Source organism: Bradyrhizobium sp. ORS 86, assembly GCF_045571475.1.
Classification (GTDB): Bacteria; Pseudomonadota; Alphaproteobacteria; order Rhizobiales; family Xanthobacteraceae; genus Bradyrhizobium.
In genome coordinates, this window is record NZ_CP120699.1 from 6,468,719 (window position 1) to 6,483,937 (window position 15,219).

The window sequence follows — 15,219 nt, forward strand, 5'->3', positions numbered from 1 at the left end:
GCAAACCGGCGGCCTCGTTCAACTTACAAATGCGCCAGATTCTGACCCCGAAGTTAGTTTGGGCGAGCGGCCAAAGCGGGATGAGTTTACGTTGAATCGACGCGCGATGGCTCCCGTCCACCTCTCCCCGTCGGGGAGAGGTGGATTGCGCCCGGCGGTGCGAAGCATCGTCCGGCGCAATTCGGGTGAGGGCCTTACGCTCTCGATAGACCGTAACCCCTCACCCGATTTGCTGCGCAAATCGACCTCTCCCAAGGGAGAGGTGACCCTGGACGCGGTCTCAGCGTCGACCCAATCCCATCACGCTCAGGTCGGCTTGCCGCGCCCGCTCTTCTCGGCGGCACGGCGCAGAGCGTCGGCGAGCGCGCCGCCGCTGGACTGCTCTTGCGGCCGGCGTGGCGCCGATGACGACATCTTGCCGCGCGAAAAATCGCGCGACGATCCGGCATTATCCTTCTTCGGCCCGATCTCGTCGTCGAGGCGCAGCGTCAGCGCGATGCGCTTGCGCGCGACCTCGACGTCCAGCACCTTCACCTTGACGATATCGCCCGGCTTCACCACCTCGCGCGGGTCCTTGATGAAGGTCCTGGACATCGCCGAGATGTGCACCAGGCCGTCCTGGTGCACGCCGATATCGACGAAGGCGCCGAATGCGGCGACGTTGGTCACCGTGCCCTCGAGGATCATGCCCTTCTTGAGGTCCTTGACCTCCTCGACACCTTCCTTGAACACCGCGGCCTTGAACGCCGGACGCGGATCGCGGCCGGGCTTTTCCAGCTCGCGCAGGATGTCGGTGACGGTCGGCAGACCAAACGTGTCGTCGACGAAAGCCTGCGGCTTGAGCTGGCGCACCACATCGGCATTGCCGATCAGCGCCTTGATGTCGCTTTTGGTTGCTTCCAGGATGCGCCGCACCACCGGATAGGATTCCGGATGCACGCCGGAGGTGTCGAGCGGGTCCTCGCCATTGTTGATGCGCAGGAAACCCGCGCATTGCTCGAACGCCTTCGGCCCGAGCCGCGGCACGTCCTTCAGCGCCTTGCGCGACTTGAACGGGCCGTTGGCATCGCGATGCTGCACGATGCTCTGCGCCAGCCCCTGGCCAATGCCGGACACGCGCGCCAGCAGCGGCACGGAGGCGGTGTTGGCATCGACACCGACCGCGTTCACGCAGTCTTCCACCACGGCATCGAGCGAGCGCGCCAGCTTGGCCTCGCCGAGATCGTGCTGGTACTGGCCGACGCCGATCGCCTTCGGATCGATCTTGACCAGCTCCGCCAGCGGATCCTGCAGGCGGCGCGCGATCGAGACCGCGCCGCGCATGGTGACATCCAGCTCCGGCAGCTCCTGCGAGGCAAAGGCCGAAGCCGAATAGACCGAGGCGCCGGCTTCGGAGACGACAATCTTGGTCATCTTGCGCTCGGGCAGCCGCTTCACCAATTCGGTCGCGAGCTTGTCGGTCTCGCGCGAGGCGGTGCCATTGCCGATCGCAATCAGCTCGACGCCATGCTCGATCGCGAGCTTGCCGAGGATCGCGAGTGCTTCGTCCCAGCGCCGCTGCGGCTCGTGCGGGAAGATCGCCGTCGTCGCCAGCACCTTGCCGGTGGCATCGACCACCGCGACCTTGACGCCGGTGCGATAGCCGGGATCGAGCCCCATGGTGGCACGCGCGCCGGCCGGCGCCGCGAGCAAGAGATCGCGCAGGTTGGAGGCGAACACGCGCACCGCCTCGGTCTCGGCCGCGGTCCACAGCCGCATGCGCAGATCGATGTTGAGATGGATCTGGATCTTGGTGCGCCAGGCCCAGCGCACGGTCTCCGCCAGCCACTTGTCGCCCTTGCGCCCCTGGTTGGAGACGCCGAAGCGATGCATGATCTTCAGCTCATAGGCGCTGGGCACGCCGGCCGCAGGCGGCTGCGCCTCCGGCTTGATCTGGAGGTCGAGGATATCCTCCTTCTCGCCGCGGAACAGCGCCAGGATGCGGTGCGACGGCAGCTTCGGCAGCGGCTCGCTGAAATCGAAATAGTCCTTGAACTTCTCGCCCTCGGTCTTCTTGCCGGTGCGGACGGTCGACGCCATGATGCCGTTCGACCACATCTCCTCGCGGAGCGCGCCGATCAAGTCGGCATCCTCAGCAAAGCGCTCGACGAGGATCGCGCGAGCGCCTTCGAGCGCGGCGGCGACGTCGGCGACCTGCTTCTCGGCATCGACGAAAGGTCCGGCGGCCTCGTTCGGGTCGCTCTCGGGCTGCGCCAGCAGCAGGTCGGCCAGCGGCTCGAGCCCGGCCTCCTTGGCAATCTCGGCCTTGGTGCGGCGCTTCGGCTTGTACGGCAGGTAGATGTCCTCAAGCCGGCCCTTGCTGTCGGCCGCCATGATCTGGGCTTCCAGCGCGGCATCGAGCTTGCCCTGCTCGCGAATCGAATTGAGCACCGCGGTGCGGCGCTCCTCGAGCTCCCGCAAGTAGGTCAAGCGTTCTTCCAGCGTGCGAAGCTGTGCATCGTCGAGCGCGCCGGTGAGCTCCTTGCGGTATCGCGCGATGAACGGCACCGTGGCGCCGCCGTCGAGCAGCGTCACCGCCGCCTCGACCTGCTCGTCGCGAACCCCCAGCTCCTGCGCAATCTGATGATGAATCTTGGCCACGCTCGTCTCTCTGAACCCGTGGCGCCGGCGGACGTCCGACGGCGCGGAGGCCGCTTATGGACCATCCCGGATTGATTCATCAAGGCGCGCTGTGGATCAAATTTGGAGTCCTGCCGCGCGTTATGTCCGGGACGTGTGTCTTCCGCGACTTGACAAATAGATGCGCGCCGCATTGCCGCCGTAGATCGCGGCCTTCTCATCCGCCGACAGATCGGCCAACAGGGACTCGTTGGCCGCGAACCAGCTCGCATAACCGCCGGCCAGATTGACCACCGGCCAGTCGCTGCCCCACAACATCCGCCGCGGCCCGAAGCAGCCAAGGACGTGGTCGACTGCCTCGCGCAGGTCGTCGACTTTCCAGTTCGGCGCCGCCTCCGTGACCAAGCCGGAGAGCTTGCAGACGACGTTGGCGCGCGTGGCGAGCCGCGTGACGTCGTCCTTCCAGGCCGTTATGTCGCCGCCGGCGAGGTTCGGCTTGCCGAAATGGTCGAGCACGAATTGCAGGTCAGGATGGCGATCGACCACCTGCACCAGCCTCGGCAAATGCCGCGGCAGCACCAGCGCGTCGAACACGAGGTCATGGCGCGCCATGGCTTCACACTGCGCGGTCAGGGCCGGCCGCAGCAGCCAGTCGTCGTCGGCGATGTCCTGCACCATCGGGCGCAGGCCGACGAGCAGCTCGCGCGCTGCGATCGCATCGATCCGCGCTACCGCGTCGTCTGCATCGAAGTCGATCCAGCCGACCACGCCGCGCACCAGCTCGCTCCCCTTGGCGATATCCAGCATGAAGGCCGTCTCCGCCTCGGTCGGCGCGGCCTGCACCAGGATGGTGCCCTCGATTCCGGCGGCTGCGAGATGCGGCGCCAGGTCGGCGAGGCCGAAATCGCGATAGATCGGCGCGAGCTTGGGCGTCAGCCAACCGTAATCGGCGCGCGCCAGCGTCCAGACATGGTGATGCGCGTCGATCCGCATCATGCCGGCACCGGCGCGTTGTCGTCGAGCAGACGCTCGGCCTTCAGGTCGCGCCACAGCGCTGATGGTACCGGCGCCGACAGCGCGGCGACGTTGCGTTCGACCTCCTGCGGCGTCTGCGCGCCGAGCACGAGGCTGGCGACGGCGGGATGCCCCAATGCGAAATGCAGCGCGGCGGTCGACAACGCCACGTGATGGGCGCGGCAGACGCGCTCGATCGCGGCGACCTTCTGCATCACGTCCGGCGGCGCGTCTTTGTAATTGTACTTGGCGCCGGCGACCGCGCCGGTGGCGAGAATACCGGAATTGAACACGCCGCCGAGCATCACGCCAATGCCTTGCGTCTGCGCAAGCGGCAGGAATTCGGCGAGCGCCGGCTGCTCCAGGAGCGAGTAGCGGCCGGCGAGCAGCATGGTGTCGAACGTGCCGGCCTTGGCAAAGCGCACGCACATCTCGGCCTCGTTGACGCCGATGCCGATGCCCTTGACGACGCGCTCGGAGCGCAACTTGTCGAGCGCGACATAGGCCCCGTCCATCGCCTCGCGAAAGCGTTGCTCGATTGCGTCCGCGCCATGGGTCCAGACGTCGACATCGTGGATCAGCAGCAAGTCGATCCGGTCGAGGCCGAGCCGCAGCAGCGACTGCTCCACCGAACGCATCGTGCCGTCATAGGAATAGTCCACCACCGCGTGGTGCGGCTGCCCGCCGACGAAATTGGAGCCGCTACCGCGCCCGTGGAAGGGGTCCATCCAGCGCCCGACCTTGGTGCAGACCACGACATCGTCACGCGGCACACGGCGCAGCGCAGTTCCGCTGCGATGCTCGGCGAGGCCATGACCATAAAGCGGCGAGGAATCCAGCAGGTTGACACCAAGCGCGAACGCCCGCTCCGCCGCTGCTATAGCCGTGGCGTCGTCCAACAGCGCAAACAGATCGCCGAGCGGCGCGGTTCCGAAGCCGAGAATCGACACGTCGAGTCCGGTCCGGCCAAGCCTGCGGCGTGGCAATGGCTGGGACGTTCGTTGGGGGGATTGGTTCATTGGCGCGCCTCGCTCGCGATTGTTCTTGCTTGCGCGCAGACTAGCGTCGCGGGCGCGGGTCGCGCAAGCGGGCATGCGCGACAGCGCTGATCGGCCGCCTCACGGCGCCGCCGCAGAACTCAGCGGCCGATCCGCCTGAACTTGTCGGACAGGCCGTCGAGATAGCCGACCCAGGTCGCGTTGATCGCCTGGTCGTGCACCAGCGCGTGGAAGCGGATCATGATGCAGATCAGGAACAGCGGCTGAATGAAGGCGGAACGCAATGTCAGTGCCAGCAGGGCTGCGACCGAAACGGTGACCAGCGCGCCATTATCCCGGATCGCGTCTGGCAACGCCATCGTGGCGAGGCCGGCGGGGATGAGCAATGCCAGGCAAAGCAGGATGCTCAAGCTGCGCTCGACAATGACCATCCAGACCGACGTCGTCAGGATCGGCTTGGCATTCTGGCAATAATAGACCAGCCTATCCTGAACATTGCGCCGCGGATCGTCTCCGCCGCGCGCAAGATCGTAGGACAGCACCACCTTGTCGAGATAGCGCGTGGCCGCCGCCAGAATGGTGTTGATCAGGCCGACGATCGTGCTCACGCCCGGGGTCGGCAGCCATTCGCCGAGCGTATCCAGCGCGTTGTGAAAGGCCCGCAGGACGCCGCGAACCAAGACGCCAAGCCCGAACAGCGCCGCGACCTCGCCGAATCGCGCCGTGACGATCCGCCGGCCATAGGCGAACTGCCCCTCGCGGCCGTCGCCGATGCGGCCTTGCGTGATCAGCTCCGTCAGCACGGCGACATGGCCGCAGGCGATCACATGAAGCACGTATCGCAGCACGGCGCCCCAGACCCATCCGCCGGCGAGGACGAGGCCGAGAAACCAGCAGACGCCGAACACCGTCGCGACATGTGTTGCAAGCCACACCGCGCCGCCGACCGCGATCCCAATCCAGACGAGGCACGCCGCGGCGACAGCCAGCAGGACACCCCATCGCGCAAGCGCGTAAGGCAGGGTTTCGAGCAACAACCGCAGCGCCGTCGCCAGGCCGTGATCACGAACCAGCAACGGATAGTGCGGTGCTTGCTGCGATGGCCCGGTGCGATGCTCCGCCGAGCCATCATCGCCGCGGCCACCTTCATTGGCCAGGCTCATCTGAGACACTTGTTTTCTCTTTCGTGGATTAATCGAGCGCGACGCAAGCGTCCGCCGCTATTGCGGGATCAGCTCGACGCGCCGGTTCTTGGCACGGCCGTCGTCGGTGGCGTTGCTGGCGATCGGCGCGAGCAGGCCGGCGCCATAGCCCTTCAGACGGGCTGGGTTGATCCCGTAGGTCGAGATCAGATCGGCCACCACGGCATCGGCCCGCGCCTGCGAGAGCTGCATGTTGAAATCGAATCCGCCGACATTGTCGGTGTGGCCGACCAGATAGACCTTGCGCACGGGATCCTTCTTCAGGAAGGCTGCGATCTCGTCGAGAGCGGGTCGCGAGTCCGGCTTCAGTTGCGACTTGTTGAAGTCGAACAGGATGCCGGACAGGATCACTTGACCTGAGGTATCCAGCCGCTTGGCGATCTCCGAGGCCGACACCGGGACCATGCCATTCTTCAGCTCGCCGGTCTGAACCGCATCGAGCCGGACCACCACCTGGCCCTTCTCGACCTTGACCTCGGGGTTGTAGCCGTCGTCGTATTCCACGATGTAGAGCGCGATGTAGGTCTTGGCCGCGCCGTCGTCTTTCACCGCGGCGAGATAGCGTGACTGATCGGTGCTGTAGCCGATGATCTGACCGCCCGGCCCCCTGCTCTCAAAGAAGCTGCCCTGCGCGGCACCGAAATCCGGTCCCTTCGCTTCATAGAGCACGCGGTAACCGGCCGACGCGAGATAATCCCGGTAGTTGCGAAACACCTCCGCCGAGGACGCTCCCTTCGGCACCGTATAAAGCAACTGGGTGAGCCGCCCCTCGAGGTCCTGCCTCGCCTCCATCTCGGCCTCGTTGGTGTGGAAGTCGAAGCCGGTAATCCTGCCGGTCGGCAGCGTGTACTCGGCAAAGTTTCTTAAATCGCACAGCGCGATCGAGGAATTCTGAAAGCGCATCATGCCTTCGAAATCGCGGCAGCCAGCCCTGTCTGCGGCAGACGCCTGCTGCACGGCAAAGACCAGCAGGGCCGCGGCGGCAAGGCACGCAGGGATCGCGCCCAGTTTCGGTCGATGGGAGATCATCGGGTGTTCCGGTGGTTGGATGCTATCGTTCAACGAATGTTTCGCGGCAGGCATCACAGCGCCAACGCCCCGGGGCTGGCAGAGGCTTGATGAGTTGGCGCTGTGAGCCGGCGCAGCCAGGCGTGGGCAGCCGCAACGTCGGTCAGGGGAAGCCGACGTGGCGGCGTGCGATCACTGGCCCGGCGGGAGTTCGGCGTAGTTGCCGTCCTTGTCGCGGCGGTACACGACGTAGTCGATCAGGGTGATGTCGCCCTTCGGCGTGTAGCTGATCTTGCCGAGCACGGTGTCCCAGCTTCCACCCTTGATGGCCGCCGCGACCTTCCTGGCATCGGTGGTCCTGGCACGGTCGACAGCCTCGCTCCAGACTTGAAGCGCCGCGTAGCTGTAGAGGGTGTAGCCGTCGGGATCGACGCCCTTGTCCTTGAACTTCTTCATGATCGCGGCGGCCGCCGCCTTCTTCCGCGGATCAGGTGCGAAGGTGAACAGCGAGCCCTCGGCGAGCGGTCCTGCGATCGCCGCGAACTGCTTGTCGACCAGGGCGTCGCCGCCCATCAGCACGGCATTGACGCCCTGGTCGCGCATCTGGCGCAGGATCAGTCCGGCCTCGGCATAGTAGCCCCCGACATAGACCAGATCGATCGCCTCCTTCTTGAAGCGGGACACCAGCGCGGCAAAGTCCTTGTCGCCCTTGTTGTAGGCCTCGTAGAGCTTCTCGTGCACGCCGGCTGCGTTGATCGCGTTCCTGGTCTCGTCGGCGAGGCCTTTGCCGTAGGTCGTCTTGTCGTGGATGATCGCGACGTTCTTACCCTTGTAGTTCTTGATGATGTAGGCGGCGGCGACCATGCCCTGCTGATCGTCCCGGCCGCAAACCCGGAAGGTGTTCCACAATCCGCGTTCGGTGAATTGCGGGTTGGTCGAGCCCGGGGTGATCTCAAGCACGCCGCCGTCGGCATAGGTGTCCGACGCAGGAATCGACGTCGACGAGCAGAAGTGGCCGACGACGAAGGGGATCTTCATGCCGACCATCTTCTGCGCGACCGATACCGCCTGCTTCGGATCGCAGGCGTCGTCGCCGACCTCCAGCTTCAGCTTCTTGCCGAGCAGGCCGCCCGCCGCGTTGATCTCGGCAACGGCCAGTTCAGCGCCGTTCCTGAACTGCTGGCCGAAGCTCGCCTCTGAACCCGTCATCGGCCCGACCACGGCAACACTGATGTCCTGGGCCATAGCGGCGCCGGACAGCGCCAGGCTGGCGCCACACGCGAGAAAATATCGTCGGAGCGAAAACTTCATCACATTCTCCTCGACGGCCTTCGCCGTCTCAATGCATCGCCATCGATGAATCTCCCCAGAGGGGCGATCACCCGGGGGCCGCCTTTTAGGCGTGTTGAGGATATGAGGCTCGGACGGAGGCGACGACGAATTGGACTTATGCGACATCAGCCAACAATTTGAACCGGCGTGACTCCGCGCCCAGGCTCGTCGGCTATTCCATGCTGCGATCATCCGTGAACAGCAGAGGGGTCGCGCGCATGTCCAAACCGAAGAACGCCTGGCCGGCCATCTGGTAATTGGCTGGTGCCAGGGTGATGTGCTGGGTGGCGGCATGGACATCGCGCAGGCAACGTTCGAGCCCGCTGCTCACATAGGGGGATGCCGAGCCGCCCGCACTGAACGCAAGCTCGGTCGCCTCCTTGGCGGTGGTTGCGGCATGCGTCGATGCCAGCCATAGCGTGGCGCGCTGAGCAAGGCTGAGCGTGTTGCCGTTGCTGACGACCCGCCATGCTTCATCGAGCGCGTCGTAGAGGAACGCCCGTCCCGAGCGCAGCAAGGCCTCGGCGCGTCCCAGGCTGGCTTGCGTGGTTGTATCCTCGCGGAGCAATTGTCGCGAGCGGGCCGCGACCTTGCGTTCCACAAGCTCGTAGAGAATGTCGATCGCGTGGCGGGCGATTCCCAACGGCACGGCGGCGAGCAAAGCACCGAAGATTGCGATGGTCGGAAGTGCATAAAGCGGTCCCTGTTCCACCGGAGGGTCGCGAAGCGAAAGCGATCGCGCAGACGGGACGAAAACGTCGGTGACCCCATAGTCATGGCTGCCCGTGCCACGGAGCCCGATGCTGTGCCAGGTATCGAGGATTTCGCACTCCGCGGCAGGAAACAGCAGGATGCGCGTGACGGGCGTGCCGTCAGCTCTCAGCCTGAGCTGATCGCCATCGAAGATCCGGCAGCCGCCCACGATCCAGGCGGAGTGCTGGCAGCCGCTTCCGAGTGGCCATCGGCCCGTGACGCGGTAGCCGCCGTCGACGGCCAAAGCGTTTCCTGACGGTCGCAAGCCCCCGGCAAGTCTCACCAGAGGATCGCTCCCGTAGATCTCGAGCGCAGCTTCCTTCTGAAGATATCCCCCGAATGCGCCGTATCCGCCGCCGATCGCCGTGCACCAACCTGCGGCGCCGTCGGCGCGCGAGACTTCCTCGACGACCCGCGTGAGGGTCATCGGGTCGGCCTCTTCACCGCCCATGCTGCGCGGAATCCAGAGGCGAAACAATCCCGACTGCGCCATCGCCTCGACCAATGGCGCAGGCAGCCGCCGCGACCGCTCGCTCTCGTCCACAGTTGCCTGAACCAGCGGCGCGAGCGCCGCTGCGATCTCGATGAACGATGGTCGCGTGGTGTCAGAATTGGATTCGTCCCACCGCATTCCGAAGACCTCTCCTCGTTGGGCTGAAGCGCCGTGATGGGTGGATCTCCCCCGAATGGGGCGATCACCCGCGGGCAGCCTTTTAGGCGCGTCGAGGACATGAGGCTCGGACGGACGCGACGGGGAATTGGACACGCACGACATCGGGCGACGGCTTGCACCGACATTGCCGCGCTGTCACGGGCCGCGATACCCGCTCCGGCCGTGACGACATGGCATTCCGGAGCGGGAATAAGTTCGGTCAGAGACGTCGCGGTCCGGAGCGGATTTCCGAAGGCGTCGCACCGTAGTGCCGCCGGAACGTGCGGTTGAAATAGGACAAATCGCCGAACCCGGATTCGAATGCGATGGCGCCGATCGTGCTGTCGGTCCAACGCGGATCGGTCAGCAGCCGATGCGCGCGCGCCAGGCGCTGACCGAGCACGAATTCCGAGAACGTCGACCCCGCGCTTTCGAACAGCCGCTGGATATGGCGCGGCGTAAGCTTCAGGCGGGCCGCCACGGCGGACAACGTCAGATCGTAGCCGAGATTCTCGCTGATGTCGGCCTTGACCGCGGCGAGCCGTGCGGCCGCCAGTCCACGTTCCTCGGCGACCACCGTCCCGTCCCGATTGGCGCCGATGATCAGCGCACCAAGGTCGGTCAAATGGTTGACAACTGCGTCAACCAGTTCAGGTGTCGCGAGCTGATAACCATCGTCCAGCTCCCTGACGTAGAACGCGAGCAGCCGCAGCGCTTCCGTATTGGCCGACAGGGCACGCATCGTCATGTCTTGAGGACTGGAGCCGAGCGAGGCGAGCGCTTTGCGAGGCAGCCGGAGGCCGAAGAAGCGGCTTGGCGACGGGCTGCCGGCCATCTCGCCGGCCTCCGCAGCCGACATCAGCACCGCCTGGCCCGGGGCGAGGTCGATCTCGCGACCACGCTGCGAGGCGCGAACCTGGCCGCTCGTGATGATCGTCAGGACAAAGTCGTCCTTGCCGTCGTGCAGCAGTGCACGCGGCCTTGCGATCCGCAAATTGCTGCACGTCCAGGATCCGATGCCGAGCCCAGGCAGCTCGCGTATGTTCGCTTCGGCATGGAACGCACCGTCGGTCAGCGGCTCCGGATCGAGCCCCACCATCATCCGGCCGATCTGCTCCCGGAAGATCGGCAAACGGTCGCGTTCGCTCCAATCCGCGGTCGAGAACCGAAGATCGACGATATCCCGCACTTCCAAAGTCATCAGTTCATCCTTACGGCCGCGGGACACATCGCGCATATGCGGCTGATTTGCGATAGTCCGGCACGGCCGAGCTGGAACGCGGGACACACCATTATGTCGAGCTGCGCGCCGTGTGGTTCATGGCCCGATCGGGCCGCCGGTTTGTGACCTGCTGTGACACAAGTCTCGAGTTCCACGCCGGCGGAGAAACAAGCCAACAGGCGCGCCGCAATTTTCCGTCGCCGAGTCGGTGCAGGACTGCTCGCTTGCCGGGTTCGCTGCGCGATACTCGATCAGGCGTGCTCCTCGGAGATGTCACACTTGGTGTAGTCCGGCAGCATCGCGGTCGCAATGATGCTGACGACGGCGCAGAACAGGATATAGGCCGCGATCGCGTAGCCCGTTCCGTAGGTTGCAAATAGCGCGGTTGCAATCAATGGAGCGGGACCGCCAGAGATCACCGAGGAAAGCTGGTAACCGATCGACGCACCGCTGTAGCGCAACCGCGGCGTGAAGCATTCGGCGATCAGGGCTGCCTGGGGCCCGTACAGGATGTCGTGGGGAACGAACGACAACACGATGGCGATGAACACCAGGATCGGCACTGTCGTGTCCAGCAGCGCGAAGTAGATGAAGCCGTAGATTCCGGTCAGGACCGCGCCGATCAGGTACATGCGCTTGCGTCCGATGACGTCGGAAAAGTGCCCGGCGAGCGGGATCGTCGCCATCGAAACGATGCCGGCTGAGATCAGCGAGGTGAGCAGGAAATCGCGCGGCGTGTGCAACACATTGACCCCGTATGCGAACACGAAGGCGAGGTAGATGTAGGCCGGCGCCTGCTCGGCCATCCGCGCCAGCGCGGTGAGGATGATCGCGCCGGGCTGGCGCTTGATCACTTCGAGCACCGGGACCCGCTCGACGCGATTCTCGGCGACGATGCGGCGGAAGGCCGGGGTCTCGAGAATTCCGAGCCGGATGTAGAGCCCGATCGCCACCATCACGATGCTGAGCAGGAACGGGATACGCCAGCCCCAGACCAGGAACTGATCGCCAGAGATGCGGCTGAACACCAGGACCGCGATGTTCGCGAGCAGCAGGCCGCCCGGACCGCCAAGCTGCGGCCACGAGGTAATGAAGCCGCGATGGTTGTTGGTGCGTGCCCATTCCATCGCCAGCAGCACCGAGCCTCCCCACTCGCCGCCGACGCCGACGCCCTGGATGAAGCGAATGACGGTGAGGATGACGGCGCCCCAGATGCCGACGGTCTCATAGGTCGGGACCAGGCCGACCGCAAAGGTTGCAAGCCCGGTCAGGAGCAGGGTCGCAATCAGCGTTGCCTTGCGGCCGATGCGATCACCGTAATGACCGAAGATCACTGCTCCGATCGGTCGCGCGATGAAGCCGACGGTGTAGATGGCGAACGCCTCCAGCACGCCGACCAGCGGATCGGATTTCGGAAAGAACAGCTTGCCGAAAACAAGGCCGGTAACCGTGCTGTAGAGCAGGAAATCGTACCACTCGATCGTCGTCCCCACCGTGCTCGCAATAACGGCGCGACGCAACTGGGTGCGGTGATCAGTCTCGGACAGGGCATCGGATGTCACGTGGATCGTCGTCATAGGGCTCCTCCTCACACGCCCTTGCCTGACGATTGCTTCACGGATCTTGCGTCGCTATCTCCTGATTCCCGTTTCTCATTACGCGGCGTATGACCACCAATCGCAAGAAAGGGCTCGATCCCTGGACATTTCGCTGATGACGAACGTCTCGGGGAGATTTGACGAAACAAGCTTGGTCCCGCGGACCCACGCGAGCAATGCGCACTTAGTAGCAGGACGGCAGAAGCCGCAGCCTTCCGTCGCTGTCCGAGAGGCGCGCATCATCCGAGGGTGTTGCGATGCAGCGCCCGATCACGGCCGCAGGCATTCCGCCGCCGCATGGCGTACGATCTCGCCTCGCGACAAGAACGCGACAACGAGGCTATTCGTGCTCGGCTACACCGGATCGAACGCGCGGATCGGCGGCAGGTTGCCGGTGAAGCGCTCCACCTCGACCGTGGTGAGCTGGCCGGTGCAGCCCTGCGCGAAGGATGACGTGCCGATGTCGCGCGTCAGCACGTTCGGATTGCCGTGAACGCAGAGCGACGCCTCCTCCTCGGGGTCCATCGGGTCGTACCACGCACCAGTCGGAAGCTGGACGATGCCGGGAGCGATTGCATCAGTGACGTGGACCGCCGCAAGGCATGCGCCGCGCGCGTTGAACAGGCGGATGATGTCGCCGTCACGGATGCCACGAGGATCCGAGTCGCGCGGGTTCATCCGCGCGATCTCGCGGCCGCGATGCTTGGCGCCGGTCGAATGCCCGCCGAAGTCGAGCTGGCTGTGCAGGCGCGTGGACGGCTGGTTGGCGACGAGGAAGAGCGGCGCGCTTTGCCGGGGGACGTCAGTCTTCTCGAGCCAGACCGGATGACCCGGACAATCGGCATCGCCGTGGCCAGCGATCTTCGCCGAGTAGATCTCGATGCGCCCGCTCGGCGTCGGCAGCGGGCGCTCGACCGGATCCTCGCGGAAACGGCGCAGTGAACCGCCGTCGTCCTGATGTTGCGGCACGACAAGGCTGCCGCTTTGCCAGAATTCATCGAAGCTCGGCGCGGCAAGCCCGCGCGCGGCGAGCGAGGCGCGGGTCGGTTCATAGAGATGTTCCAGCCATTGCCGCGACGTGCGCCCCTCGGTGAAGGCGTCGCGGGCGCCGAGGCGCTCGGCGAGATCGGAGAATATCTCGTAGTCATCGCGCGCAAGGCCGTAGGGTTCGGCGATCCGGTGCATCGCGACCATCAGCGGATCGTTGGAGGAATAGCCGATGTCCTCGCGCTCGAGCGTCATGGTGCAGGGCAGGACAATGTCGGCGTGCCGGGCCGTCGCGGTCCAGGCGAGCTCGTGCACCACCAGCGTGTCGAGCCGCGCGAAAGCCTTGCGCAGGCGATTCAGGTCCTGGTGATGGTGAAAGGGATTGCCGCCAGCCCAGTAGACGAGACGGATGTCGGGATAGCTGCGCGTCTCGCCGTTGTAGCGATAGGTCGCGCCGGGATTGAGCAGCATGTCGGCGATGCGAGCCACCGGAATGAAGTCGGCGACGCCGTTGCGACCCTGCCCGAGCGTCGGCCCCGGCACCGCGTTGACGCGACGGCCGTAATAGCCGATCGCCCCCAGCGAATAGGCGTAGCCGCCGCCCGGCAGGCCGATCTGGCCGAGCACAGCCGCCAGCACCATGCCCATCCACACCGGCTGCTCGCCGTGCTCGGCGCGCTGCAAGGAGTGGGACACGGTGATGAGCGCCCGCCGCCCGGCAAGGCGACGCGCCAGCTTTCGGATGATGTCGGCGTCGATGCCGCAGATGGCGGCGGCCCAGGCGGCATCCTTCGGTTTTCCGTCCGCCTCGCCGTTCAGATAGCGCAGGAACACCGGCCAGCCTTCGGTGTAGCGGTCAAGGAAGGCCTGATCGTGCAGACCTTCGCTGACCAGCGTGTGGACAATCCCGATCATCAGCGCGGCATCGGTGCCGGGCGCGGCGGTCATCCACTCCGCGCCAGCCTCGGCGGGCAGATCGTCGCGCAGCGGGCTGACCAGGATGAACTCGCAGCCGCGCCGGCGCGCCGCTTCAATCGCGCCGCGCTCGACGTGCTTGCTGATCGAGCCGCCGGCGACCATCGAATTCTTCAACGCCATGCCGCCGAACGCCAGCACGATCTCGCTCTCGGCGGCGATCTGCTCCCACGTGACGTTGCGTTTGGTGACATCTTCGTAGCCCGACAGGATCTGCGGCAGCAGCACCGAGGAGGCGCCCGAGGAATAAGTGTTCACCGACCGCACATAGCCGCCCATGGCGATGTTGAGGAAACGGTGAACCTGGCTCTGCGCGTGGTGGAAGCGACCCGCGCTAGACCAGCCATAGGAACCGCCGAACACCGCGCCCGGGCCGCGGGTGTCGCGGATGCGCTTGAGCTCGCCACCGAGCAGATCCAGTGCCTTCTCCCAACTGACCGAGACAAACTCGTCGCGGCCACGGCGGTCGTCGGGTCCGGGACCGCGCTCGAGCCAGCCACGGCGGATCGCCGGCTGGGCGATGCGCGCACCGTGCCGCAAGGCCGCGGGGAAATTGTCGATGATGCCGTTCGGATCCGGATCTCCCCCATAAGGCCTGACTTCGAGAAGATTGTTCTCGCGAAGACGCGCCGAGAAGACGCCCCAATGCGACGTATGCGGCTTGAATCCCTCGGAGAGGTCGAGGCCGGGATCGGGGAAGCCAATTGTCTCGTTCATCGCATCGTCCTTCATCGCAGAGCAGGCAGTTTCTGCATGCCACTGTCGGAGCCAAATGGCCAGTTTGCTGATCCTCTTCCTGATATCATCAAGTTCAACTTCGCCGAAAACGCAAGGGAGCGCCGGGTAAATGGTGCGCGCG

10 protein-coding genes are annotated in these 15,219 nt (G+C 65.3%); all 10 read right to left on the reverse strand.

All coding sequences use genetic code 11. The annotated features are described in order from the left end of the window. Positions 1 to 306: 306 nt before the first annotated feature. Complete coding sequence (locus tag P6U25_RS29770) at positions 307 to 2,640, reverse strand: Tex family protein (protein WP_407148314.1); 2,334 nt, start codon at positions 2,638 to 2,640, stop codon at positions 307 to 309. A 120-nt stretch (positions 2,641 to 2,760) separates the two neighbouring features. Further along, positions 2,761 to 3,615 (reverse strand): amidohydrolase family protein, encoded by an 855-nt coding sequence (locus P6U25_RS29775; RefSeq protein ID WP_407148315.1) that lies wholly within the window; start codon positions 3,613 to 3,615, stop codon positions 2,761 to 2,763. Then, positions 3,612 to 4,652, reverse strand: coding sequence for an aldo/keto reductase (locus tag P6U25_RS29780; RefSeq protein WP_407148316.1), 1,041 nt, complete (start codon positions 4,650 to 4,652; stop codon positions 3,612 to 3,614). Before P6U25_RS29780 ends, P6U25_RS29775 begins: the two co-directional genes overlap by 4 nt. 119 nt (positions 4,653 to 4,771) lie before the next feature. Beyond that, positions 4,772 to 5,803: a hypothetical protein gene (locus P6U25_RS29785; protein WP_407148317.1), complete on the reverse strand. Its 1,032-nt coding sequence runs from the start codon at positions 5,801 to 5,803 to the stop codon at positions 4,772 to 4,774. A 48-nt stretch (positions 5,804 to 5,851) separates the two neighbouring features. Continuing rightward, positions 5,852 to 6,862, reverse strand: coding sequence for an OmpA family protein (locus P6U25_RS29790; protein WP_407148318.1), 1,011 nt, complete (start codon positions 6,860 to 6,862; stop codon positions 5,852 to 5,854). A 171-nt stretch (positions 6,863 to 7,033) separates the two neighbouring features. Continuing rightward, positions 7,034 to 8,152, reverse strand: a complete 1,119-nt coding sequence (locus tag P6U25_RS29795) for a branched-chain amino acid ABC transporter substrate-binding protein (RefSeq protein ID WP_407148319.1) — start codon at positions 8,150 to 8,152, stop codon at positions 7,034 to 7,036. A 193-nt stretch (positions 8,153 to 8,345) separates the two neighbouring features. Next, positions 8,346 to 9,701 (reverse strand): acyl-CoA dehydrogenase family protein, encoded by a 1,356-nt coding sequence (locus tag P6U25_RS29800; protein ID WP_407148320.1) that lies wholly within the window; start codon positions 9,699 to 9,701, stop codon positions 8,346 to 8,348. Between the two features lie 97 nt (positions 9,702 to 9,798). After that, the gene (locus P6U25_RS29805; RefSeq protein WP_407148321.1) at positions 9,799 to 10,779 is read right to left on the reverse strand and encodes an AraC family transcriptional regulator; all 981 of its coding nucleotides are present in this window, start codon (positions 10,777 to 10,779) and stop codon (positions 9,799 to 9,801) included. A 272-nt stretch (positions 10,780 to 11,051) separates the two neighbouring features. Then, positions 11,052 to 12,377, reverse strand: coding sequence for an MFS transporter (locus P6U25_RS29810; RefSeq protein WP_407148322.1), 1,326 nt, complete (start codon positions 12,375 to 12,377; stop codon positions 11,052 to 11,054). Between the two features lie 375 nt (positions 12,378 to 12,752). Continuing rightward, on the reverse strand, positions 12,753 to 15,077 hold the full coding sequence (locus tag P6U25_RS29815) for a molybdopterin guanine dinucleotide-containing S/N-oxide reductase (RefSeq protein ID WP_407148323.1): 2,325 nt from the start codon (positions 15,075 to 15,077) through the stop codon (positions 12,753 to 12,755). Positions 15,078 to 15,219: the final 142 nt, after the last annotated feature.

Excerpts from the sequence above, each read along its gene's own strand:
- P6U25_RS29775 (WP_407148315.1), bottom strand. The coding sequence starts at position 3,615 with ATGATGCGGATCGACGCGCATCACCATGTCTGGACGCTGGCGCGCGCC.
- P6U25_RS29780 (WP_407148316.1), bottom strand. The coding sequence starts at position 4,652 with ATGAACCAATCCCCCCAACGAACGTCCCAGCCATTGCCACGCCGCAGG.
- P6U25_RS29790 (WP_407148318.1), bottom strand. The coding sequence starts at position 6,862 with ATGATCTCCCATCGACCGAAACTGGGCGCGATCCCTGCGTGCCTTGCC.
- P6U25_RS29795 (WP_407148319.1), bottom strand. The coding sequence starts at position 8,152 with ATGAAGTTTTCGCTCCGACGATATTTTCTCGCGTGTGGCGCCAGCCTG.
- P6U25_RS29800 (WP_407148320.1), bottom strand. The coding sequence starts at position 9,701 with ATGTCGTGCGTGTCCAATTCCCCGTCGCGTCCGTCCGAGCCTCATGTC.
- P6U25_RS29805 (WP_407148321.1), bottom strand. The coding sequence starts at position 10,779 with ATGACTTTGGAAGTGCGGGATATCGTCGATCTTCGGTTCTCGACCGCG.
- P6U25_RS29810 (WP_407148322.1), bottom strand. The coding sequence starts at position 12,377 with ATGACGACGATCCACGTGACATCCGATGCCCTGTCCGAGACTGATCAC.
- P6U25_RS29815 (WP_407148323.1), bottom strand. The coding sequence starts at position 15,077 with ATGAACGAGACAATTGGCTTCCCCGATCCCGGCCTCGACCTCTCCGAG.